20 protein-coding genes are annotated in these 19,381 nt (G+C 63.1%); 9 read left to right on the top strand and 11 right to left on the bottom strand.

What is annotated here, in order from left to right; translation table 11 throughout:
* The first annotated feature begins 96 nt into the window (after window positions 1-96).
* Window positions 97-855, top strand: a complete 759-nt coding sequence (locus LY622_RS21835; RefSeq protein WP_234279735.1) for a DeoR/GlpR family transcriptional regulator — start codon at window positions 97-99, stop codon at window positions 853-855.
* A 160-nt stretch (window positions 856-1,015) separates the two neighbouring features.
* Window positions 1,016-2,518 carry a glycerol-3-phosphate dehydrogenase gene (glpD, locus tag LY622_RS21840; RefSeq protein WP_234292822.1) on the top strand — a complete coding sequence of 501 codons (1,503 nt, stop codon included), beginning with the start codon at window positions 1,016-1,018 and terminating at the stop codon, window positions 2,516-2,518.
* A gap of 9 nt (window positions 2,519-2,527) precedes the next feature.
* On the opposite strand, the gene LY622_RS21845 is transcribed toward glpD, so the two are convergent.
* The gene (locus tag LY622_RS21845; RefSeq protein ID WP_234292823.1) at window positions 2,528-3,907 is read right to left on the bottom strand and encodes a class II fumarate hydratase; all 1,380 of its coding nucleotides are present in this window, start codon (window positions 3,905-3,907) and stop codon (window positions 2,528-2,530) included.
* Between the two features lie 349 nt (window positions 3,908-4,256).
* Between LY622_RS21845 and LY622_RS21850 the strand changes: the two genes are divergently transcribed.
* Entirely contained in the window at window positions 4,257-4,784 is a 528-nt protein-coding gene (locus LY622_RS21850; protein ID WP_234292824.1) for a hypothetical protein, read from the top strand.
* On the opposite strand, the gene LY622_RS21855 is transcribed toward LY622_RS21850, so the two are convergent.
* Complete coding sequence (locus LY622_RS21855; RefSeq protein WP_234292825.1) at window positions 4,776-5,474, bottom strand: helix-turn-helix domain-containing protein; 699 nt, start codon at window positions 5,472-5,474, stop codon at window positions 4,776-4,778. The genes LY622_RS21850 and LY622_RS21855 overlap by 9 nt on opposite strands.
* A 562-nt stretch (window positions 5,475-6,036) precedes the next feature.
* On the opposite strand from LY622_RS21855, the gene LY622_RS21860 reads away from it, so the two are divergent.
* The 3 genes from LY622_RS21860 to LY622_RS21870 all read left to right on the top strand — a co-directional run bounded on the left by LY622_RS21860 (window position 6,037) and on the right by LY622_RS21870 (window position 8,186).
* On the top strand, window positions 6,037-6,984 hold the full coding sequence (locus LY622_RS21860; protein ID WP_234292826.1) for a sensor domain-containing diguanylate cyclase: 948 nt from the start codon (window positions 6,037-6,039) through the stop codon (window positions 6,982-6,984).
* 135 nt (window positions 6,985-7,119) lie between these two features.
* The gene (locus LY622_RS21865; RefSeq protein ID WP_439649607.1) at window positions 7,120-7,500 is read left to right on the top strand and encodes a phasin family protein; all 381 of its coding nucleotides are present in this window, start codon (window positions 7,120-7,122) and stop codon (window positions 7,498-7,500) included.
* Between the two features lie 152 nt (window positions 7,501-7,652).
* Window positions 7,653-8,186 (top strand): carboxypeptidase-like regulatory domain-containing protein, encoded by a 534-nt coding sequence (locus LY622_RS21870; protein WP_234279729.1) that lies wholly within the window; start codon window positions 7,653-7,655, stop codon window positions 8,184-8,186.
* A 53-nt stretch (window positions 8,187-8,239) separates the two neighbouring features.
* On the opposite strand, the gene hda is transcribed toward LY622_RS21870, so the two are convergent.
* Window positions 8,240-8,941 (bottom strand): DnaA regulatory inactivator Hda, encoded by a 702-nt coding sequence (gene hda, locus LY622_RS21875; protein WP_234292827.1) that lies wholly within the window; start codon window positions 8,939-8,941, stop codon window positions 8,240-8,242.
* Window positions 8,938-10,014 (bottom strand): AI-2E family transporter, encoded by a 1,077-nt coding sequence (locus LY622_RS21880; RefSeq protein ID WP_234292828.1) that lies wholly within the window; start codon window positions 10,012-10,014, stop codon window positions 8,938-8,940. Before LY622_RS21880 ends, hda begins: the two co-directional genes overlap by 4 nt.
* 176 nt (window positions 10,015-10,190) lie before the next feature.
* Between LY622_RS21880 and purM the strand changes: the two genes are divergently transcribed.
* Both purM and purN read left to right on the top strand, forming a co-directional pair.
* On the top strand, window positions 10,191-11,267 hold the full coding sequence (purM, locus tag LY622_RS21885) for a phosphoribosylformylglycinamidine cyclo-ligase (protein WP_234292829.1): 1,077 nt from the start codon (window positions 10,191-10,193) through the stop codon (window positions 11,265-11,267).
* Window positions 11,264-12,022, top strand: a complete 759-nt coding sequence (gene purN / locus LY622_RS21890) for a phosphoribosylglycinamide formyltransferase (RefSeq protein WP_234292830.1) — start codon at window positions 11,264-11,266, stop codon at window positions 12,020-12,022. The genes purM and purN overlap by 4 nt, the downstream gene beginning before the upstream one ends.
* 549 nt (window positions 12,023-12,571) lie before the next feature.
* Here the strand turns inward: purN and dcd are convergent.
* The 7 genes from dcd to LY622_RS21925 all read right to left on the bottom strand — a co-directional run bounded on the left by dcd (window position 12,572) and on the right by LY622_RS21925 (window position 17,986).
* Window positions 12,572-13,138, bottom strand: a complete 567-nt coding sequence (dcd, locus tag LY622_RS21895; RefSeq protein ID WP_043510379.1) for a dCTP deaminase — start codon at window positions 13,136-13,138, stop codon at window positions 12,572-12,574.
* A gap of 97 nt (window positions 13,139-13,235) precedes the next feature.
* On the bottom strand, window positions 13,236-14,039 hold the full coding sequence (apbC, locus tag LY622_RS21900) for an iron-sulfur cluster carrier protein ApbC (protein WP_234292881.1): 804 nt from the start codon (window positions 14,037-14,039) through the stop codon (window positions 13,236-13,238).
* Between the two features lie 135 nt (window positions 14,040-14,174).
* A complete protein-coding gene (locus LY622_RS21905; RefSeq protein ID WP_234292831.1) occupies window positions 14,175-15,293 on the bottom strand; it encodes a coiled-coil domain-containing protein in 1,119 nt (372 codons plus the stop codon).
* Between the two features lie 114 nt (window positions 15,294-15,407).
* Entirely contained in the window at window positions 15,408-16,160 is a 753-nt protein-coding gene (locus LY622_RS21910) for an RNA pseudouridine synthase (protein WP_234292832.1), read from the bottom strand.
* 52 nt (window positions 16,161-16,212) lie between these two features.
* A complete protein-coding gene (arfB, locus tag LY622_RS21915; RefSeq protein WP_066446644.1) occupies window positions 16,213-16,626 on the bottom strand; it encodes an alternative ribosome rescue aminoacyl-tRNA hydrolase ArfB in 414 nt (137 codons plus the stop codon).
* A 75-nt stretch (window positions 16,627-16,701) separates the two neighbouring features.
* A complete protein-coding gene (locus tag LY622_RS21920) occupies window positions 16,702-17,298 on the bottom strand; it encodes a hypothetical protein (protein WP_234292833.1) in 597 nt (198 codons plus the stop codon).
* 13 nt (window positions 17,299-17,311) lie between these two features.
* On the bottom strand, window positions 17,312-17,986 hold the full coding sequence (locus LY622_RS21925; protein ID WP_234292834.1) for a spermine/spermidine synthase domain-containing protein: 675 nt from the start codon (window positions 17,984-17,986) through the stop codon (window positions 17,312-17,314).
* Window positions 17,987-18,142: 156 nt separating this feature from the next.
* Here LY622_RS21925 and LY622_RS21930 point away from each other — a divergent pair, with 156 nt between their 5' ends.
* A complete protein-coding gene (locus LY622_RS21930) occupies window positions 18,143-19,195 on the top strand; it encodes a serine hydrolase domain-containing protein (protein ID WP_234292835.1) in 1,053 nt (350 codons plus the stop codon).
* Window positions 19,196-19,381 lie beyond the last annotated feature (186 nt).

Below are 19,381 nucleotides of genomic sequence, written 5' to 3' on the forward strand. Positions count from 1 at the left end.
GTTCGCATTGCTCTACGACTTTCGACGCACTTCCCGACCGCCTCTGCCGCCAACCCAGCGAATAGCTTACAATCGTGGGATCGAAAGGGAGCCGATATGAACCAACAGCAACGCCAGGATGCCATCGTCGACCTGGTCCGCCGCCAGGGCTATGCCAGTATCGAACAGCTTACCGAACATTTCGTCGTCACCCCGCAGACGATTCGACGCGACCTGAACGCCCTGGCAGAAGAAGGGATGATCCGTCGCGTCCACGGCGGCGCCGGCCTGGAATCGAGCACCGTCAATACCGCCTACAGCACCCGCAAGAACCTCAACCTCGAGGCCAAGCGCCGCATTGCGAGCCTGGTGGCCAGCCACATACCCGACCACTCCTCCCTCTTCATCAATATCGGCACCAGCAACGAAGTGGTGGCCGAAGCCCTGCTCGACCATCAGGGGCTCGAGGTGATTACCAACAACCTCAATGTAGCGGCCATTCTCCAGCACAAGGAGGATTTCAACGTCATCATCGCCGGCGGACAGGTTCGCTCACGCGACGGCGGCATCATCGGCGAAGCCACCATCGACTTCATCAACCAGTTCAAGGTCGATTACGGCATCATCGGCATCAGCGGCGTCGACGAGGACGGCTCGCTGCTCGAGTTCGACTACCAGGAGGCCCGGGTGGCACAAGCCATCATCCGCAACTCCCGCCAGGTCTATCTCACCGCCGACCATTCCAAGTTCCATCGCAACCCGGTGGTGCGCCAGGGCAACATTGCCCAGCTCGACGCCCTGTTCACCGATCGCGAGCCTCCCGAAGCGATCGTCCACTTGATGAAGGCACACGACGTGGCCCTGCACATCGCCTGACGGCTTTGCCATCGCTTCTCCTGCCGCCCACCGAGGCCCGCCCGATTCGCAGGCATGACACTCTGATTCCCCTTGATGTTCGGTTTCGATTCATCTATGTTCGTTTTCAAACACGACATGATGCCTGGCAATGGATGCCAGCAGAACGGAGCCTGCTTCCATGGCGGAAACCTCACGCGACCTACTCGACATGTTCATCATTGGCGGTGGCATCAATGGCACGGGCATCGCCAATGATGCCGCCGGCCGCGGCCTTGCTGTCGGGCTCTGTGAGCAGGGGGACCTGGCCGGCGCCACCTCCTCGGCAAGCAGCAAACTGATTCATGGTGGGCTTCGCTACCTGGAGCATCATGAGTTTCGCCTGGTGGGGGAAGCGCTGCGGGAGCGGGAAACGCTGCTCAAGAAGGCGCCGCACATCATCTGGCCATTGCGCTTCATTCTTCCCCACCGCTCCCACCTGCGCCCGGCCTGGATGATCCGCGCCGGCCTCTTCCTGTATGACCACCTGGGCAAGCGCAAGCAGCTACCGCGATCCCGCGGCGTTCGCTTCGATTCGGATTCGCCGCTGAAGCCTGAGATCATGCGCGGTTTCGAATATTCGGACTGCTGGGTGGACGATGCCCGGCTGGTGGTCCTCAACGCCATTCAGGCACGCGAGGGTGGCGCCGAGATTCTCGTTCGCACGCGCTGCACGGCGGCGCATGAGGAGCAGGGCCACTGGTGCATCGAACTCGAGGACCTGCGTACCGGGGAGCGCATGCGGCGCTATGCACGCACCCTGGTCAATGCCGCGGGCCCCTGGGTGGAAAGCGTGATCCGCGAACAGGCCGCCCGCACCTCGCGCTATGCCATCCGCATGATCCAGGGCAGTCACCTGATCGTGCCCAGGCTCAACGATGACGATCGCGCCTACATCCTGCAGAACAGCGATCGGCGCATCGTCTTCGTGCTGCCTTACGAGGATGACTTCAGCCTGGTCGGTACCACCGACCGCCGTTACGAGGGCGACCCTGCCCAAGTCACCATCACCGAGGAAGAGGTGGATTACCTGCTCGGGGTGATCAATGGCAACTTCCGCCGTCAATTGACCCGAAGCGACGTCATCAGCACCTTCTCCGGCGTACGCCCTCTTTGCGATGATGAATCGTCGGACCCTTCGGCAATGACCCGCGACTATACGCTGGCCCTCGATGAACGAGGCGTCCCGATGCTGTCGGTATTCGGCGGCAAGATCACCACCTACCGCAAGCTGGCCGAGGCGGCTCTCGAGATCCTCGCGCCACGTATTCCCGACATGGGCCACCCCTGGACCGCCACCGCAGCGCTACCGGGAGGTGACATCGTGAACCAGGCCGACTTCATGCGGCAACTGCTCGATACCTACCCTTGGCTGGGTGCCGACCGCGCCCGGCGCTTTGCCCGTAGCTACGGCAGCCTCTGCCTGCGCTTCCTGGGTGGCGCCGAGTCTGAGGCCGATCTCGGCGAAACCTTCGGCGCCGGGCTGACGGCGGCCGAGGTCGACTATATGATCGCTCACGAATGGGCCACGAGCACCGAGGACATCCTGTGGCGCCGCACCAAGCTGGGCCTGCGACTGACGCCTCGCCAACTCGAATCCCTCACCGAGTATGTCGAGGCGCATTGCCAGGTGCTGGCCGCCTGAGCGACGCGCTTACCGGGGTATACCACCATGGGTCAGGCTGGCGGGATTCAGCAGGCGCTCCAGCTCATCACGACTCAAGTCGGTCTGCTCCTCGGCCACATCGATGATGGGCCGACCCGCCTGGTAGGCCTGCTTGGCAATGGCCGCCGCCGCGTCGTAGCCGATGACGCCATTGAGAGCGGTGACCAGTATCGGGTTGCGCGCCAGCGGCTCGGCCATGCTCTCCTCTCTCACCTTGAAGGTGGCGATGGCGCGATCGGCCAGCAGGCGTGCGGTGCTGCTCATCAATGTGATCGACGTCAGCAGATTGCAGGCGACAAGAGGCAGCATGACATTCAGCTGGAAGTTGCCACTCTGGCCAGCCACCGTCACTGCGGCGTCCAGGCCGATTACCTGGGCCGCTGCCTGGGCCGCCGACTCGGGGATGACCGGATTGACCTTGCCCGGCATGATCGAGCTGCCGGGCTGCAGGGCTTCCAGCTCGATCTCCCCCAGGCCGGCCAGCGGCCCCGAGTTCATCCAGCGCAGGTCGTTGGCGATCTTCATCACCACGCAGGCCAGGCCCTTGAGCTGACCGGAGAGCTCCACGGCACTATCCTGCGATGCAAGGCTGGCAAAGAAACTGTCGTTTGGCTGGAGTGAAAGCCCCGTCTGCTCGCTGAGCTCGCGAGCCATCCGCTCGGCGAATTCGGGGTGGGCGTTGATGCCGGTGCCCACTGCCGTACCGCCCTGGGCGAGCCGGCAGAGGCGCAGCATGGCGCTGTCGAGGCGTTCGATGGCCTGGCCCAGCTGACTCGACCAGCCGCCCAGCTCCTGGCTCAGACGCAGCGGCATGGCATCCATCAGGTGGGTGCGCCCGGTTTTCACTACCCCATCGAGTTCCAGCGCTCGCTTGTCGATGGTCGCCCGCAGGTGCACCAGGGCGGGCCGCAGCCGCGTGGTGACTTCCAGGGCAGCCGACAGGTGGATGGCCGTGGGGATGACGTCATTGCTCGACTGCCCCATGTTGACATGATCGTTGGGCCCCACCGCCAGGTCGCTGCGACTCGCCAGATGGGCGATCACTTCGTTGACATTCATATTGCTCGAAGTGCCGGAACCGGTCTGGAAGACATCCACCGGGAACTGGGTGTCGTGCTTGCCCTCGATGATCGCCTCGGCCGCATCGACAATAGCCCCGGCCCGTTCGGCGTCCAGCAGCTGCAGGTCACGATTGACCCGAGCCGCCGCCAGCTTGATTCGCGCGATGGCGTGGATGAAGGCAGCCGGCATCGCTTGCCCGGATACCGGAAAGTTATTGATCGCCCGCTGCGTCTGGGCGCCATACAGGGCATCCTGCGGTACCTCCAGCTCGCCCATGCTGTCACGTTCGATACGATAGTCGCTCATCTCCCCTCCTCGCCGTCGATACTGTGACTTCACCATGGTTGCCGCTGCCACCTCTTGCAAGAAAGTATCCAGTGCTATTCGAAACCATCTAGTGCACCCCCCAGCTCGCCAGCGCGACAATCGGCAAGGTTATTACAAAATCAATACGTTTCAAGGGGGAATTAAATACAAATAAACCACATAACTAATGCCAACGACTTAACAACCCCCTCACCGCCGTTCAAGTTTCTACTTTCGACCCGGAAGTTGATAACTATCGTGGAAAGGTGGCGCACTTTCTCACTAGGATTGCCTCACTGAACCCCACTCAGTTCATGGCCTAACGGATAACGAGAACGGAGAACGTTCCATGGATCACATGACAGCACTCACCCTCCTGCCACAGGAGCAGCTCAGCATAGCCCACACCCACGAAACGGGGGAGCTGAACCGTTACCGGCGGCTGGCGCTCAGCTTTCTGCCTAGCGCCCCCCATATCAGCCGCCTGATGGCCGCTCTGGGAGTGGAGTGCGAACAGCGCATCCAGATTCTGCGGGACGTCGCCCGTCAGCTCGAACTCGATGCCTGCGTCTCTCTGGCTCCGCCTCAGGAGTCGCCGTTCCTGGCCCAGACGAGCCGCCACTTCTTCGTGGTGGATGCCGCCATGGGCCATGATGTCCTGATCGAGGCCGAGGAAGCTGCCGAGGTCACATACAGGCTCTTTGCCTGGCTGCTGGAAACCAATGCGACGCCGGAATTACATCGCCCCTTGCTGGCTTTCGTGGCCCAGAAGAACAACGAGTACCGTGTCATACAAGAGTGCCGGGAAGCAGGACGTCCCACCTGGCGCAGTCGCGTACCTGATCCCGATATGTCGCCAGGCGCCACGCTAAGATGAACATCGTTGCCTTTGGCGCCGGCCGTTGGCTTCCGCGAGCCGTTTCATGCGTTCGAGATCGAGAATCCGGAATTCGCGGCCGCGTGAGAGCAACAGGTTCTGTCGCTGGTATTTCACCAGGGTTCGACCCACGGTTTCAGGGGTCAGCCCCAGGTAGCTGGCCATGTCGCTTCGCGACATGGCCAGGCGGAAGTGGTGCGGGGAGTAGCCACGATGCCGGAAACGCTCGGAAATCGACACCAGAAAGCAGGCCAGCCGCACCTCGGCGGTGCGGTGCAGAAGCAGGTGCAGCCTCAAGCGCTCATCATGCATTTCATGGCTCAGGCAGCGCTGGATACGCCAGCGCACCTCAGGGGAGCGACCGCAAAGCTCGTCGAGCTTGTCGTAGGGGATCTCGCATACCGTGCTGGTCTCCAGCGCGACAAGCGAGCCTGGGTACACTTCCTTGCCGATGGCGTCCAGGCCAATCAGCTCGCCAGGCAGCCAGAGCGCCGTGACGAGATTTTCGTCGCTGTCGGTGACGATGACCTGCTTGAGGCTGCCCGTGCGGACGGCATACAGGCTGTCGAATGCCGTCCCCTGGGCCGCAAGGGCCTCGCGCTTGGCGAGCGTCACGGCCGGGCGAACGATGTCGCTGAGCTGTGCCATCTCCTCCAGGGGCAGTCCTGCCGTGAGGCACAGGGACTTCACTTGGCAGGAGAGGCACCTCAAGCCCTTTGGGTCACGGGTATAACTCTTGCCGCCGCTTGTCATGACAGCCCCCTTCCGTAGGGATTGGCCTCGGGAGTTGCACCCTGAAGTATAGAAAATCGCTGATACGGGTGAAGAGTGAAAGCTGTCATGCCTTAGTTTAATGAGGCTAAGGAGTAATGGCGCAAAGGGTGAAGAAAACCATACGGCAGTGGAGGCCCTATCAACTAAGCTTGATGCGGCATCGCGACAGATTTACAGAGGAGTCACATACAAGCGTGAATGTAAGCCGATCAAGGCTCCCAGCCACGTCATGACGTTACGTACCGATTCAACAGGACATTCAGAAAAACTATACAAGAAAACGGTGCAAGGAAACGATGCAAGACATTGCTAGTTTGGGAGTATGGCCATGCAAGGCTGCAGGGCCATACCGATGAACAGTTCCATGCAGGGGGCATCCATGGTCTCGTCTAACTCGCTAGCGCTTGATTTTTCTGGTCGCCTCGATAGTCACGCTGGAACGTTGATAAGGAGCTTCTGGGACTTTTTCCCGGAACAGATGTTCATCGTGCGCATCGAGGGGCGGGAGAACTTCGTCATCGAGGCGATCAACCCCTCCCAGCAGGCCAGGCTGGGAAATGAACCGACCTGTGTCGGCAAACACCTCGCCCACCTGCTTCCTTCGCCGTTCGGCGATGGCGTGATTGCCCAATGCGCCCGCTGTGTGGAAGAGGGTATGCCGGTTCGCTATGAAGCCACAGGCTGTTATGTCGACAAGGTGGGTGTGCGTCGCCAATGCCGCTGGCAGACGCTGCTGGTCCCGATCGCCAATCACCAGGGGGTCTTGACCCACCTGCTAGGCATCGTCCATGACCTCAACGTCCAGGACCCCAGCCTAGGCAGCTTTCCACGGACCCGCCCGCAGGACCGGGAGCTGGAACTGGAGCTTGAGCTGGAGCGCCGGGTCATGGCGCGCACAACCGAGCTGCTGGCCGCCAACCTGCACTTGACCTATCTGGCCACCCATGACTGCCTCACGGAAACCTATAACCGCCGACATCTGCTCGAGCTGGCAGACAACGAGTTCAGGCGAGCCTGCCGCTACGAGCTATCGCTGTGCCTGATGATGCTCGACCTCGACAATTTCAAGACGATCAACGATGTGAAGGGACACCTCGCCGGGGACCAGGCACTGCAAACCCTGGCCCAGGTGACGCTGGCCACGGTTCGCGATTGCGACCTGGTGGGACGCTACGGGGGGGACGAATTCATCATCGTGCTGCCCGAGACGGATATCGTGGGAGCCAGGGTAATCGCCGAGCGACTGAGCAACAGCCTGCGGGAGGCCGGCCAGCTCTCCGTCAGCATCGGCATCGCCACCCGCAAGCAAGTCGACCAGACGATGGACGAACTGATCAATCGGGCCGACCTGCTGCTGCTCGAGGCCAAGCGAAACGGCCGCAATCGAATCGAATGCCCCCGCATGCCCGACATCGCAGCGGAATGAGTTTGCGCAGGGAGTGTGCCGTTACGCTAAATTGCAAAATCGATGTTGCAGTGCACAAAAGGCTTTGCTATGGTGCATTGCAACAGAGCGGGATCTCCCGTTCAATGCCACACCAAGAACCCGGAGGTTCCTATCATGATGAACGCATTCAACTTCGATACGAAGCAGTTTGACACCAAGCAGTTCGAGACCATGTTCTTTGGCCCGGCACGCGCCTTTGCTGCGCTGAGCGTCGACTATACCGAGAAGCTGGTCAACGCCCAACTGGAAGCCACCAAGGCCTACAGCGATACCGGCCTGGCCCAGGTCCGTAGCCTGATGAACGTCAAGGACGCCGAAGGTCTGCGCTCTTACATGGAAGGCCAGCAGCAGGTCGCCAAGGAGCTGACCGAGCGCCTCAAGGGCGACGCCGAGAAGGTTGTCTCCCTGCAGCAGGACTTCGTGCAGAAGAGCCAGAAGCTGGCCGAGACCAACGTCAAGCAGGCCCAGGAAACTGCCACCAAGGCTAGCAAGTAAAGCCGGTGGCCGGCCCCTGAGGCCGGCATGACGACAAGGCCCGCCGATCGATGATCGGCGGGCCTTTTCTGTTATGGGGCTACGAGACTGTCGCCGGACCGGTGACATCGTTTATTCTCGTAGCGCACGGGCGAATCACGAGGAAGCAACACATGAAAGCGTGGATTCCAGTAGCTCTGCTCGGTCTCATCCTTGCTGGCTGCCAGATGATGGAACCCGGGCCACCGCCCGAACGCATCGAGGTCATCGACATCGGAGACGAGCGCCCACCGGAAGCCGAACCGACCGCACCGGACAGGGTCCCCCGCCAGGTCGCCTTTCCCGAGCGGGAGTACGCCAGCCTGCAACGATCAGGCTCTGCGGCGATCAGTGGTCGCCTGGCGTTGAACGGCATGCCTGGCGCGGGTGAAACCGTGGCCGTGGCACCGGTTACCACCTATTCCGCCGAAGCCGCCGAACACGCGCTGGCAGGCCGCGCGGTAGAGCCAGCCGACCCCAGGGCCCAGGCGTTCACCCATACGACCCGCACCGACGGCAACGGGCAGTTCAGCCTGCAGGGGTTACCTGCCGGTGAATTCTATGTAATGGGAAGCGTGGTGAATCCCGCCAACGGCCAGCGACAGGCCATCATTCGGCAGGTATCGCTGCGCAATGGCCAGCGCATGGAGGTCAACCTGAGCCGATAGCACTGAGTCGATAGCACTAGTCGATAGACTTGACCGATACCGTTGACTCAGGCCTACCAGCCCAGCGCTTGCTTGACGAACGGTATGGTCAGCTTGCGCTGGGCGGTGAGAGAGGCCTGGTCGAGCACCGCCAGCGCTTCGCACAGTTCGCCCAAGCCGCGCGGTCCGCGGTGCAGGATATAGCGGGCGACTTCGTCCGGCAGCTGCATGCCGCGAACCCGGGCACGCAGCTGCAATGCCTGCAAGCGTTCGGTATCGTCGAGCCCCTGGAGGTGGAAGGTAACGCCCCAGGTCAGGCGTGACGCCAGGTCCGGCAGCTTCACCGGCAGCTGCCGCGGCGACACCGCGGAGGCCATGATCAGATGCTTGCCGGCGTCGCGCAGTCGATTGAAGGCATGGAAGAGCCCCTCCTCCCAGCGCTTCCGGCCCACTACTGCATCCACGTCGTCGATGGCTATCAGGTCGAGCCGCTCGACCTCCTCCAGCATCAGCGGCGGAAAGTGCCCCAGCTCCTCCAGTGGCAGATAGAGCGCACGCAGGTCCCGGCTTGATGCCGCATGGCAGGCCGCCTGCAGAAGATGGGTACGACCGGTGCCCGTCGCTCCCCATAGATAGACGAAGGGCTCACCGCTCTCGTCAAGCTGATGGGTCAGTGTCTCCAGCAGGGTGGCGTTGGCGCCCGGCAGAAAGCTGTCGAAGGTGGCATCGTCACGCAGACTCACTCCCAGCGGCAGCTGCGCCGGTGCTCGGCTCATGGAGAATCCTCGTCGTGTCTTTTGCGTAGGCCGGCATCGTACAAGCTGCTGCGCTTGTAGCGATCCTTCAATTCACGCAAGAGTACCATGATCACCGCCGCTGCCGGCAGCGCCAGCAGGACGCCGGTAAAACCGAACAGCGTCCCCCCTGCCAGCACGGCAAAGATCACGGCCACCGGGTGAAGGCCGATCTTGTCACCCAGCAGCTTGGGTTGCAGCACGGTGCTTTCGATGACCTGCCCGAACGAAAACACGCCCACGACGCCAACCAGCGCCAGCCAGCTACCGAACTGAAAGAAGGCCACGATCAGCGCCACGCTGATGCCGACGATGAAGCCCAGGAACGGCACGATACTGGCCAGCCCCGCCACCATGCCGATCAAGAGGCCGAAGCGCACCCCCATCAAGGTCAGCCCGATGGAGTAAATCGCCCCGAGGGTCAGCATGACCAGCAGTTGGCCGCGCAGGAAGGCCGACAGCACATCGTCACAGCGGGAGACCAAACGCACCGCCTCCGGCTCCCATTGACGCGGTACCAGGTTGCGCAGGTTCGCGAGCAGCCGCCCCCAGTCCAGCAGCAGGTAGAAGGTCACCACGGGAATCAGGGCCACATAGGTCACCCAGGTGACGAAGGCCATGCCCGAGCGCCCGATCTGACCGAGGAACTGGGCAAGATAGCCGCCAGCGTCCTGCCAGTGTTCGGCGAGGGTCTCCTGCACGTTTGCGAGATCCGACGCCACGTCGAGCCCGGTCCAGCCCCGGATCTGGGGCGCCAACACCGTTTCCACCCACTCGAAGATGCCGGGCACCAGTTGGCCGAACTGCCTTATCTGCTGAACTGCCAGCGGAATCAGAACCAGCAGCGCCACGCCCAGTATCAGCACCATGACCAGAAAGACGCAGCAGACTGCCAGCGTGCGGGACACCCCCAAGCGCTGCAGGCGCGTGGCAAGCGGGTCGGCCAGGTACGCCAGGATCATGCCGGCGATGAACGGCATCAGCATCGCTTCCAGCTGAAACAGCAGCCACAACATCGCGACTGCAGCTATCAGAACCCACCACTCTCTGCGCATCCCACACTCCCTGCGTTGGACGACCACGACAATGCGGGCCGTGCGCCGTGATGCTACAATTCCCGCCCGATCTTGCCCACTGCTCGTCGATTCGCTCCGGGCAATCGACGCGCCATGCCGATGTTTGAGCGGCAGCGCTACACTAACCGCAACCGCGACTTTATACAGGACAGGCCATGACCGACTCCACTTCCGCCCAGCCGTCCAAGGCACCGCTCAGCTACAAGGATGCCGGTGTCGACATCGACGCCGGAAACGCCCTGGTCGACCGTATCAAGGGTGTTGCCAAACGCACCACGCGCCCGGAAGTGATGGGCGGGCTAGGTGGCTTCGGCGCCCTATGCGAACTGCCGGCAGGCTACCGCGAGCCGGTACTGGTGTCCGGTACCGATGGCGTCGGCACCAAGCTGCGTCTCGCCATGGACCTGGGCAAGCATGACACCATTGGCATCGACCTGGTCGCCATGTGCGTCAACGACCTGGTGGTCGCCGGTGCCGAACCGCTGTTCTTTCTCGACTACTATGCCACGGGCAAGCTGGATGTGGACATTGCCGCAGACGTGGTCACCGGTATCGGCGAAGGCTGCGAACGCTCGGGCTGCGCGCTGGTGGGCGGCGAAACCGCCGAGATGCCCGGCATGTACGAAGGCAGCGACTATGATCTGGCCGGCTTCTGTGTCGGCGTGGTCGAGAAGTCCGAGATCCTGGATGGCAGCAAGGTCGCCGAGGGCGACGTGCTGCTCGGCATCGCCTCCTCGGGCCCCCATTCCAACGGCTACTCGCTGATCCGAAAGATCCTCGAGGTGAGCGGCGCCTCCCTCGATATCGCCGTGGACGGCCAGGCCCTGGGCGATGCCCTGCTCGCCCCCACCCGCATCTACGTCAAGCCGCTGCTGTCACTGATCAAGGAGAGCGGCGTGGCGGTCCATGCGCTGTCCCATATCACCGGCGGCGGCCTGCTGGAGAATATCCCGCGGGTGTTGCCCGAGACCCTCGGCGCCCGTATCGACGTCGCCAGCTGGACGCGCCCCAAGGTATTCGACTGGCTGCAGGAGCAAGGCAACGTCGACGAGCATGAGATGCACCGGGTACTGAACTGCGGTATCGGCATGGTTGTCGTGGTTCCCGCCGACCAGGCCGACAAGGCACGTGCCCACCTTCAAGCCCAGGGCGAGACGGTCTATCGCATCGGCGAGATCACTGCCCGCCCAGAGGACGAGGAAGCCGTGCGGCTGGAGAACCTCAAGGCATGAGCGATCCCGACTTCACCCACGACGCCCCCCAGAGCGACACCCTGAACGACTTCACCCCCGAGCCCAGCGAGGTTCGGCGGGTAGTGGTGCTGATCTCGGGCAGTGGCAGCAACCTGCAGGCGCTGATCGATGCCCAGAGTCATGATGAACTCGGCGGTGAGATCGTGGCGGTCGTTTCCAATGTGGCGGATGCCCATGGCCTGGTGAGGGCACGAGATGCCGGCATCGATGCGGTGGCCCTGCCGCACCGGGAGTACGACAGCCGCGAGGCCTACGACGGCGCCCTGATCAAGGTCATCGATCGCCATCAGCCCGACCTGATCGTACTGGCCGGCTTCATGCGCATCCTGACCCCGCGCTTCGTGCAGCGCTACCTGGGGCGGATGCTCAACATCCATCCCTCGCTGCTACCCGCCTACCAGGGGTTGAATACCCACGCCAAGGCGCTTGCCGACGGTATCGCCGAACATGGCTGCAGCGTGCACTTCGTCACCGAGGAGCTCGACAGCGGACCGGTGGTGATCCAGGCCGCCGTGGACATCGTCGAGGGGGAAACCGAGGCCAGCCTCCAGCAGAAGGTGCATAGCCGGGAGCACCTGATCTACCCCATCGCCGTGAAGTGGTTCCTGGAAGGCCGCCTGCGACTGGAGGGCGACGGCGCGACCCTGGACGGCACCCGGCTGCCGCCCCAGGGGCTGCGTCTCTCCCATGCCGATGCGGCGGAAGAGCTCGACGAGGAACTGGACGAAGAGTAGACACCTGGGAGCCTGGCGGTGAACGCTAGCATCGGCGACACCGCCGGGAGGCCTTCGGCCTCCAGTCGTGAGCTGAAGCTTCCTCCGACAGGATTGTGTGGCACCGTCGGTGGAGAAGGCAGCTGTTGGAGCGCTCGGTTCGGCGCTCCGACTCCGCATCGCGACTGGCGCCGCCAGGCGCCCGGCGGAGGCTGAAAGGTTGGTTGTCGTCTCGAATACCGGCAACACCGCCGGGAGGCCTGCGGCCTCCAGTCGCGATCTAAAGATGCTCCTACAGATATTTGTCTCTCCTACGGTGGAGAGAATCGCTGTTGGAGCGCTGCTCCGCATCGCGACTGGCGCCGCCAGGCGCCTTGGCGGAGGCCGCCGCGTAGACGGTGATCGTTGGCGTCGGCAACACCGCCGGGAGGCCTGCGGCCTCCAGTCGTGAGCTAAAGCTACTCCTACAGCGGTGTGGCAACGTTGGTGGAAAAAGCAGCTGTTGGAGCGCTCGGTTCGGCGCTCCGACTCCGCATCGCGACTGGCGCCGATAGGCGCCTTGGCGGCACCTCAGGTTCGCGGCAGGGTCACGCCCCGCTGCCCCATATACTTGCCGCCCCGGTCCTTGTAAGACGTCTCGCAGATCTCGTCCGACTCCAGGAACAGCATCTGGGCCACGCCTTCGTTGGCGTAGATCTTGGCCGGCAGGTTGGTAGTGTTGGAGAACTCCAGGGTCACGTGCCCTTCCCACTCCGGCTCCAGCGGCGTCACGTTGACGATGATGCCACAGCGGGCATAGGTGGACTTGCCCAGGCAGATGGTCAGCACACTTCGCGGGATACGAAAGTATTCGACGGTGCGTGCCAGGGCGAAGGAGTTGGGCGGAATGACGCAGACATCTCCCTTGATGTCGACGAAGCTCTTCTCATCGAATGCCTTGGGATCGACGATCGCCGAGTGGATATTGGTGAATACCTTGAACTCGTCGGCACAGCGCACATCGTAGCCGTAGCTGGACGTACCGTAGGAGATCACCCGCTGGTCGTTGACGTAGCGAACCTGATCGGCCTCGAAGGGCTCGATCATGCCATCCCGCTCGGCCATGCGGCGGATCCAACTGTCGGCTTTGATGCTCATTGGGTCGTCCTGATGATGTCAAATCACGAATCGGGGCCGCCATGATAGCGGCCCCTGCGGCAGGCGTCACGGGTGCGTGTCGCGCCCAGTCACTGAATCAGTCACTGAAAGAGATGCTTGGCCCTTCATCGGCCTGCTGCCCTTCGACCTGCTCGGCGATCTGGCGAGCCATGGCACGGAAGGTGGCAGTCACGTCGCCGTCCGGATCGGCAACCACCGTCGGGCGCCCACCGTCGACCTGCTCCCGAATCGACAGAGCCAGCGGCAGGCGGCCCAACAGGCGCGTCTCGTATTCCGCCGAGATGCGCTCACCACCGCCCTCGCCGAAGATCGGCTCGGCATGGCCGCACTGGGTGCAGACATGCAGGCTCATGTTCTCGACGACGCCCAGCACCGGCACGTTGACCTTGCGGAACATCTCGATGCCCTTGCGCGCATCGAGCAGGGCGATGTCCTGGGGCGTGGTCACGATCACGGCACCGTCGACGGGGACCTTCTGCGCCAGGGTCAACTGGATGTCACCGGTTCCCGGCGGCATGTCGATGAACAGCACATCGAGATTGTCCCAGGCCGTCTGGGTCAGTAGCTGCTGAAAGGCGCCGGCCACCATGGGGCCGCGCCATACCATGGGCTCGCGGGTATCCACCATGAAGGCCATCGACATGGCCTGCAGCCCATGGGCCTCCAACGGAGTGAAGCGGTTCTCACCGGCCTGTTGCGGTCGTACTCCCTCTGCCACGCCGAGCATCTGGGCCTGGCTCGGCCCGTAGATATCGGCATCAAGGATACCGGTACGATACCCCTCGGCGGCCATGGCCAGCGCCAGGTTGACGGCAACGGTGGACTTGCCCACCCCGCCCTTGCCGGATGCCACGGCGACGATATGCTTGACCCCTTCGATCACGACTCGCTCCTTGTGCTTATGGGTGTCTCTGCGGTTGGGTTGAGCAAACTCTCTGCATTATAACGCGCTCACGACCCGTCAAACGACAAGCGGCGAGCCAGGCTCGCCGCTTGTTAGTACTTCGAGCCGGGCTCAGGACTGTTCGGCTTCTTCCTCGGCCTGCTCTTCCTCGTCCTGCTCTTCATCGGCCTGCTCAGGTTCATCTTCGCCCTGCTGCTGCTGGCGCTGTTGTTCCTGCTGCGGGGCCTGCGCCTGATCGGTGAAACGCAGTTCAAGATCGTCCAGTTCGCTGCGCCACTCGGCGAGTTGGCCTTCCAGGCGCTCGAGCTGTTGCTGGCGGCGATCGATCTGCTCGTCGAGCTGAGCCAACGCACTGCGCCCATCCTCGACCTCCTCCATCAGAGCCTCACGCTCGGCACGGGCCTCTTCCACCTCGGATACCGCTTCGTCGCGTTGGTCACGCGCCTCGCCGACTTCGCGCTCGACCTCATCACGCCAGGCTTCAAGTGCCTCTATGTCATTCTCTAGTGCCTCGAGGGTGGCCTCGCGCTCCTCGATCGCGCTATTCAGCGTGACCAGTCGCTCTTCGGAAGCATCGGTCTCCTCACGGATGGCGGCCAGGTCGGCTTCGGCCTGCTCCCGCGCCTCTTCGGCTTCCTGACGAGCCACTTCTGCCTCTCGGCGCTCCTCCTCCGCAGCCTGGCGAGACGCCTCGGCTTCCTGGCGAGCGCCCTCGGCATCCTGACGTGCCGCTTCAGCGTCCTCGCGAGCCTGGTCGACCGCCTCGTACTCGTCACGCAGAAGCGTCGCCGCCTCATCGAGCTCGGCTATCTCGGACTGTCGGGCCTCTATGTCGGAGTTCAAGGCTGCCCGCCGTTCCTGCAGCTCACCCAGCTGCCCCTCGGCCTCGGTCGCTTCGGCCTCGAGCCGAGCGATCTCACTGCGGGCGGCTTGCTGCTCATCGGCCAGTGCCGCCTCGGCGGCCTGCTGCTCCTCATCGAGCTGCGCCAGGCGGGTTTCGAGGGCTTCGATGTCCTCTCCTGCCGCATCACGCTCCTGTAGCTGGGCAGCGAGCTGCTGGCGCTCGTCCTGTACCGACGCCAGTTGCTGCTCGAGGGCTTCACTGCGATCACGATGGTTGCCGGCACTGTTGTGGGCGAAAATCGCCCAGATCACCGCAAGCAGCGCCACGGCCACCAGGGCCTTGACTCGATTGTCCTTGTAAAGTGGGCTCTGGGTATTTTCCGACATGGGCAAGACCCTCTCTCTGGTAAAGGTTGTCTGCCATCGGGCGATGACAAACGCGTACCGTCATAATTCAGCATACATAGGCATTACCGATGGGGAAAGGAAGGCAGCTACGGTTCAGAAGCGCTCGCCAACCTTCAGGTAGCGCCACTGCCCCAGCGGTACACGCCCCAACGACACCCCGCCGATACGCAGGCGCTTGAGCCCTTGCACCGTCAAACCGACGCTCGAGCACATCGCTTCAATCTGCCCTGGCACCATCCCCTTCACAGCAAAGCGTAGATGGGTCTCGCTCTGCCGGCTGACTTTGCAGGGTGCCAGCTTCCTGCCTGGCTCAACCTTGCCTCGGCGCAGTATCTCCAACTGCTCATCGCCAAGCGTGCCGTCGACTTCAGCCACGACCTCCTGCTCGAGCCGCGCCGTATCCTCATCGAGCCGCCTCACCACACGCCGATCCTGGGTAACGACCAGCAGTCCCGAAGCGCCTTCCTCCAGTGGCAGCATCGGCTGCAGGCCACGGAAATGTGCCTTGAGTGGAGTCAGCCCGGCGGGATCGTCCTGCCAGTGCGTCCCCGACGTAACCAGTTCCCGAACCCACTCCGCGCCGTCGCGGACAGCGAGCCCGGGGGGAGCGTTCATCAGCAGTGTGACGGGCGGGATTTCATTTGCCCTGGCGCCGGGACGTAACTCGACACGCTGATCGCCGACCTTGAACTGCGGCTCCTCCACGATGTCGCCATCGACCATCACCCAGCCCCCGGCAATGTAGAGCTCGGCCTCGCGGCGTGAGCAGGGCAGCTGTCGCGCCAGCCGCTTGGAGAGCCGTTCAGTGGTGGATGGCATGGGTGCAGTGTTATCAACAGCGGTCATGAGATGTCTCGAATGGTGTGAGGGTAAGGCAACAGCGCCGCCTGACGAATGCTCAGGTTTCCACCTTGCCGCGCATGGCCTTGTGCTTGCCGCGCTTCTTCTTGCTGTCCAGTCGGCGCTGCTTGGCCCCCTTGCTCGGACGGGTCGCGACCCGCTTCTTGGGTGCGTACATCACGCTCTTGATCAGGGCCTTGAGTCGACCGAGCGCTTCGGTACGGTTCCGCTCCTGGGTACGGTGCGACTGGGCCTTGATGATCACCACCCCGTCACGCGTGATGCGCTGGTCGTTGAGCGCCAGCAGCTTCTCCTTGAAACCTTCGGGAAGACTGGAAGCGCGAATGTCGAAACGCAGGTGAATCGCCGTCGACACCTTGTTGACGTTCTGGCCGCCCGCGCCCTGGGCACGTACCGCCTGCATGTCGATTTCGTGGTCGGCAAGCATGACCTGACGAGAAAGTTCCAGCATGTTGTCTGCCTTATGCCGCGTCACGCCGAAGCGCGGGGCAACGTGAATTTTGACCGGACGAATGTGCAGCGGCGGTCAGCGGGCGTCCTGCGGCGATTCGATCCGCCAGCGGGAGTACCAGGGAATGCCCTGGATATCGATGTCCAACTGACGAAGCCATCCCGCCACCACCAGGTTCGACTGGTGGGCGGCCCAGTAGGCTCGCGGGTGCGGCACGAATTGGAGGCCGAATTCTTCACTGTATACCGGCTCGACCTCACCTTCGAAATGCGCATCGAGTCGGCGCTGCAGCGCCCTGACCCGGGCCGCCTCTGCCTGGAGCGGATAGGTCCGGACCAGGCCTTCCGGCGCCAGCCTCGAAAAGTCGCCGGGCCCCGTCACGTCCTCGTGAACGCCACGTCCCAGTGCACTGGCGGTCGGCACCAGCATTGCCGCGGCGCCCGCCAGGAAGTGGCGGCGCCCTTCCACATACCACCGCCATTCGCCATAGCTGTAACGCACCATGCCGCCCTCCTCCCGCGGCAGCACCAGGCTGGCATGGCGGCCGTGATCGATCAGGTAGACATCCAGCGGCTGCGCGATGTCCACCGGAGCAGGTGGCATGACGCGGCCGGTACAACCAAAAAGCAGCAGGACAACCAGCAGCAGATATACCCAGCGCAGTGTGGCCATGAACGAATTCATATCAACAAGCCAGCCATATCCTGTGTTTCGCCCCTTTCCCCGGACGATGAGCGCGCACGGTGACCTCCTCCACCAGAAGCCCGACTCGCCGCAGACGCTCGGTGAACGCGGGGTCCTGCCCCGCCGACCAGATCGCCAGCACGCCATCCGGACGCAGCGCCTCCTGGGCGGCGGCGAGACCTTGCGGTGAGTATAGCCAGTCGTTCTCCTTGCGCGTCAGCCCCTCGGGGCCATTGTCGACGTCGAGCATGATGGCGTCGAAGCCGCCAGGCTCCCGGCGCAGCAGCTCACCGACATCGCCCAGGCTGACGACGGTACGAGGATCGTTCAGGGGATAGCCAGCAGCGGCTCCCAGCGCTCCCCGGTTCCAGTCGACCACGCCGGGCACCAGCTCCGCGACGACCACCTCGGCGCTGTCGGGAAGCGAGCGTAGCGCGGCCGCCAGCGTAAACCCCATGCCAAGACCACCGATCAATACCCGGATATCGCCACGATCCGCGATACGCTGACAGGCCAGCTCGGCCAACGCATCCTCGGAGCCGTGAAGGCGGGTATTCATCAGCTCACCAGGACTGCCCGCGATGCGAATGGAGAATTCGTCATTGCGCTGCAGCAGGCGCAGCTCACTGCCCTTCCCAGGAATACTGGCAGTACCGATCACTTCGAATTTAGCCATGGTGCCTCATTGGCGAGGGGGAACGCGCAAACGCCCGCAGCCATGCCAGGCACCCTGCCGCTGTACAGCATCCGACAGGGGAACCAATCATCCCGCCCCGGCTCGAAACTCGGACCGCAAGTGCATCGACACCTGGACGGAGAGCGAGGGGGAACCATGACAACGGTGGCAACGCGACGACGGCTACCCAAACGGTACCCGATACTCCTCACCATTATGCTGGCCTTGACGGCGACTTGCCATTCACTCGCGAGCGAAGCCGACTTTCAGCCGCTGTACCAGAGCGCTCTCCAGCGCCTGGAATCCGAAGCCGGCGATATCTCACGCCTGCACTCCCTGGTCGTCGCCGAGGAGGGCGAGATCGTATTCGAGCGCACTTACGCCGGTCCCGGAAGCGACCGTCCGGTCAATATCAAGTCTCTCTCCAAGACCGTCCTCGCCGCTCTGGTCGGCGCCGCCATCGAGCAAGGCGTGATCGAGGGCGTCGACCAGCCCGTCGTGGACCTGCTCGGCCCCCTGGCGCCCAATGACATCGATCCGCGGGTGGAGGATATCACCGTCGGTCATCTGCTCTCGCTGCAGGCCGGGCTCGAACGCACCTCCGGCGCCAACTATGGCGCCTGGGTAGCAAGCGACAACTGGGTCGCGTATGCCCTCAGGCGTCCTTTCGTCGACCGCCCGGGCGGGCGGATGCTCTACTCTACCGGCTCGAGTCATCTGCTCTCTGCCGCCCTGGCCCAGGCCAGCGGCGACAGCACGCTTTCCCTGGCCAGGCAACTGCTGGGCGACCCGCTGAATATCACCATTCCCGACTGGCCCCGCGATCCGCAAGGTATCCATTTCGGCGGCAACGACATGCAGCTGTCGCCCCTGGCGCTGATACAGGTTGGCGAACTCTACCGGCTAGATGGCGTGATCGATGGCAGGCGTGTGTTGCCTGAAGGCTGGGTGGAAGCTTCGTGGACGCCCCGAGGCACCTCGCCCTGGACCAGCGACGGCTACGGCTATGGCTGGTTCGTTACCCGCCTGGGCGGCGAACAGGCCTACTATGGCCGTGGCTACGGTGGCCAGGCGCTCTATGTGATTCCCGACAGGAAATTGACGATCGCCATCACCGCCGATCCCCTGCCCCCCTCACCGGGGGGCAGCTTTCAGCACAGGCTGAATCGGCTGGTCGATACTCTGGTGAGCGATAAGGATGAGCGATAGGCCCACTACCCGGCCTGTCGCTCAGCGGAGCCCAAGCATCGAGAGGATAAAGAGGACAACGACGATCAAGCCGATGATATAGATGATATTGCGCATTCAGCACTCCTTGCTGGCAGGATAAAAGGGAGAAACCCGTGACGAATCCGATGACTTCGTCAGCTTCCAGTGTAGCGAACCTGCTGGATT

Source organism: Halomonas alkalisoli (assembly GCF_021412585.1).
Taxonomy (GTDB): Bacteria; Pseudomonadota; Gammaproteobacteria; order Pseudomonadales; family Halomonadaceae; genus Halomonas; species Halomonas alkalisoli.

What these genes read in the sequence shown, in the direction of transcription:
- LY622_RS21835 (WP_234279735.1), top strand. Translation starts at nt 97, where the DNA reads ATGAACCAACAGCAACGCCAGGATGCCATCGTCGACCTGGTCCGCCGC.
- glpD (WP_234292822.1), top strand. Translation starts at nt 1,016, where the DNA reads ATGGCGGAAACCTCACGCGACCTACTCGACATGTTCATCATTGGCGGT.
- LY622_RS21845 (WP_234292823.1), bottom strand. Translation starts at nt 3,907, where the DNA reads ATGAGCGACTATCGTATCGAACGTGACAGCATGGGCGAGCTGGAGGTA.
- LY622_RS21850 (WP_234292824.1), top strand. Translation starts at nt 4,257, where the DNA reads ATGGATCACATGACAGCACTCACCCTCCTGCCACAGGAGCAGCTCAGC.
- LY622_RS21860 (WP_234292826.1), top strand. Translation starts at nt 6,037, where the DNA reads ATGTTCATCGTGCGCATCGAGGGGCGGGAGAACTTCGTCATCGAGGCG.
- LY622_RS21865 (WP_439649607.1), top strand. Translation starts at nt 7,120, where the DNA reads ATGATGAACGCATTCAACTTCGATACGAAGCAGTTTGACACCAAGCAG.
- LY622_RS21870 (WP_234279729.1), top strand. Translation starts at nt 7,653, where the DNA reads ATGAAAGCGTGGATTCCAGTAGCTCTGCTCGGTCTCATCCTTGCTGGC.
- hda (WP_234292827.1), bottom strand. Translation starts at nt 8,941, where the DNA reads ATGAGCCGAGCACCGGCGCAGCTGCCGCTGGGAGTGAGTCTGCGTGAC.
- LY622_RS21880 (WP_234292828.1), bottom strand. Translation starts at nt 10,014, where the DNA reads ATGCGCAGAGAGTGGTGGGTTCTGATAGCTGCAGTCGCGATGTTGTGG.
- purM (WP_234292829.1), top strand. Translation starts at nt 10,191, where the DNA reads ATGACCGACTCCACTTCCGCCCAGCCGTCCAAGGCACCGCTCAGCTAC.
- purN (WP_234292830.1), top strand. Translation starts at nt 11,264, where the DNA reads ATGAGCGATCCCGACTTCACCCACGACGCCCCCCAGAGCGACACCCTG.
- dcd (WP_043510379.1), bottom strand. Translation starts at nt 13,138, where the DNA reads ATGAGCATCAAAGCCGACAGTTGGATCCGCCGCATGGCCGAGCGGGAT.
- LY622_RS21905 (WP_234292831.1), bottom strand. Translation starts at nt 15,293, where the DNA reads ATGTCGGAAAATACCCAGAGCCCACTTTACAAGGACAATCGAGTCAAG.
- LY622_RS21910 (WP_234292832.1), bottom strand. Translation starts at nt 16,160, where the DNA reads ATGACCGCTGTTGATAACACTGCACCCATGCCATCCACCACTGAACGG.
- arfB (WP_066446644.1), bottom strand. Translation starts at nt 16,626, where the DNA reads ATGCTGGAACTTTCTCGTCAGGTCATGCTTGCCGACCACGAAATCGAC.
- LY622_RS21920 (WP_234292833.1), bottom strand. Translation starts at nt 17,298, where the DNA reads ATGGCCACACTGCGCTGGGTATATCTGCTGCTGGTTGTCCTGCTGCTT.
- LY622_RS21925 (WP_234292834.1), bottom strand. Translation starts at nt 17,986, where the DNA reads ATGGCTAAATTCGAAGTGATCGGTACTGCCAGTATTCCTGGGAAGGGC.
- LY622_RS21930 (WP_234292835.1), top strand. Translation starts at nt 18,143, where the DNA reads ATGACAACGGTGGCAACGCGACGACGGCTACCCAAACGGTACCCGATA.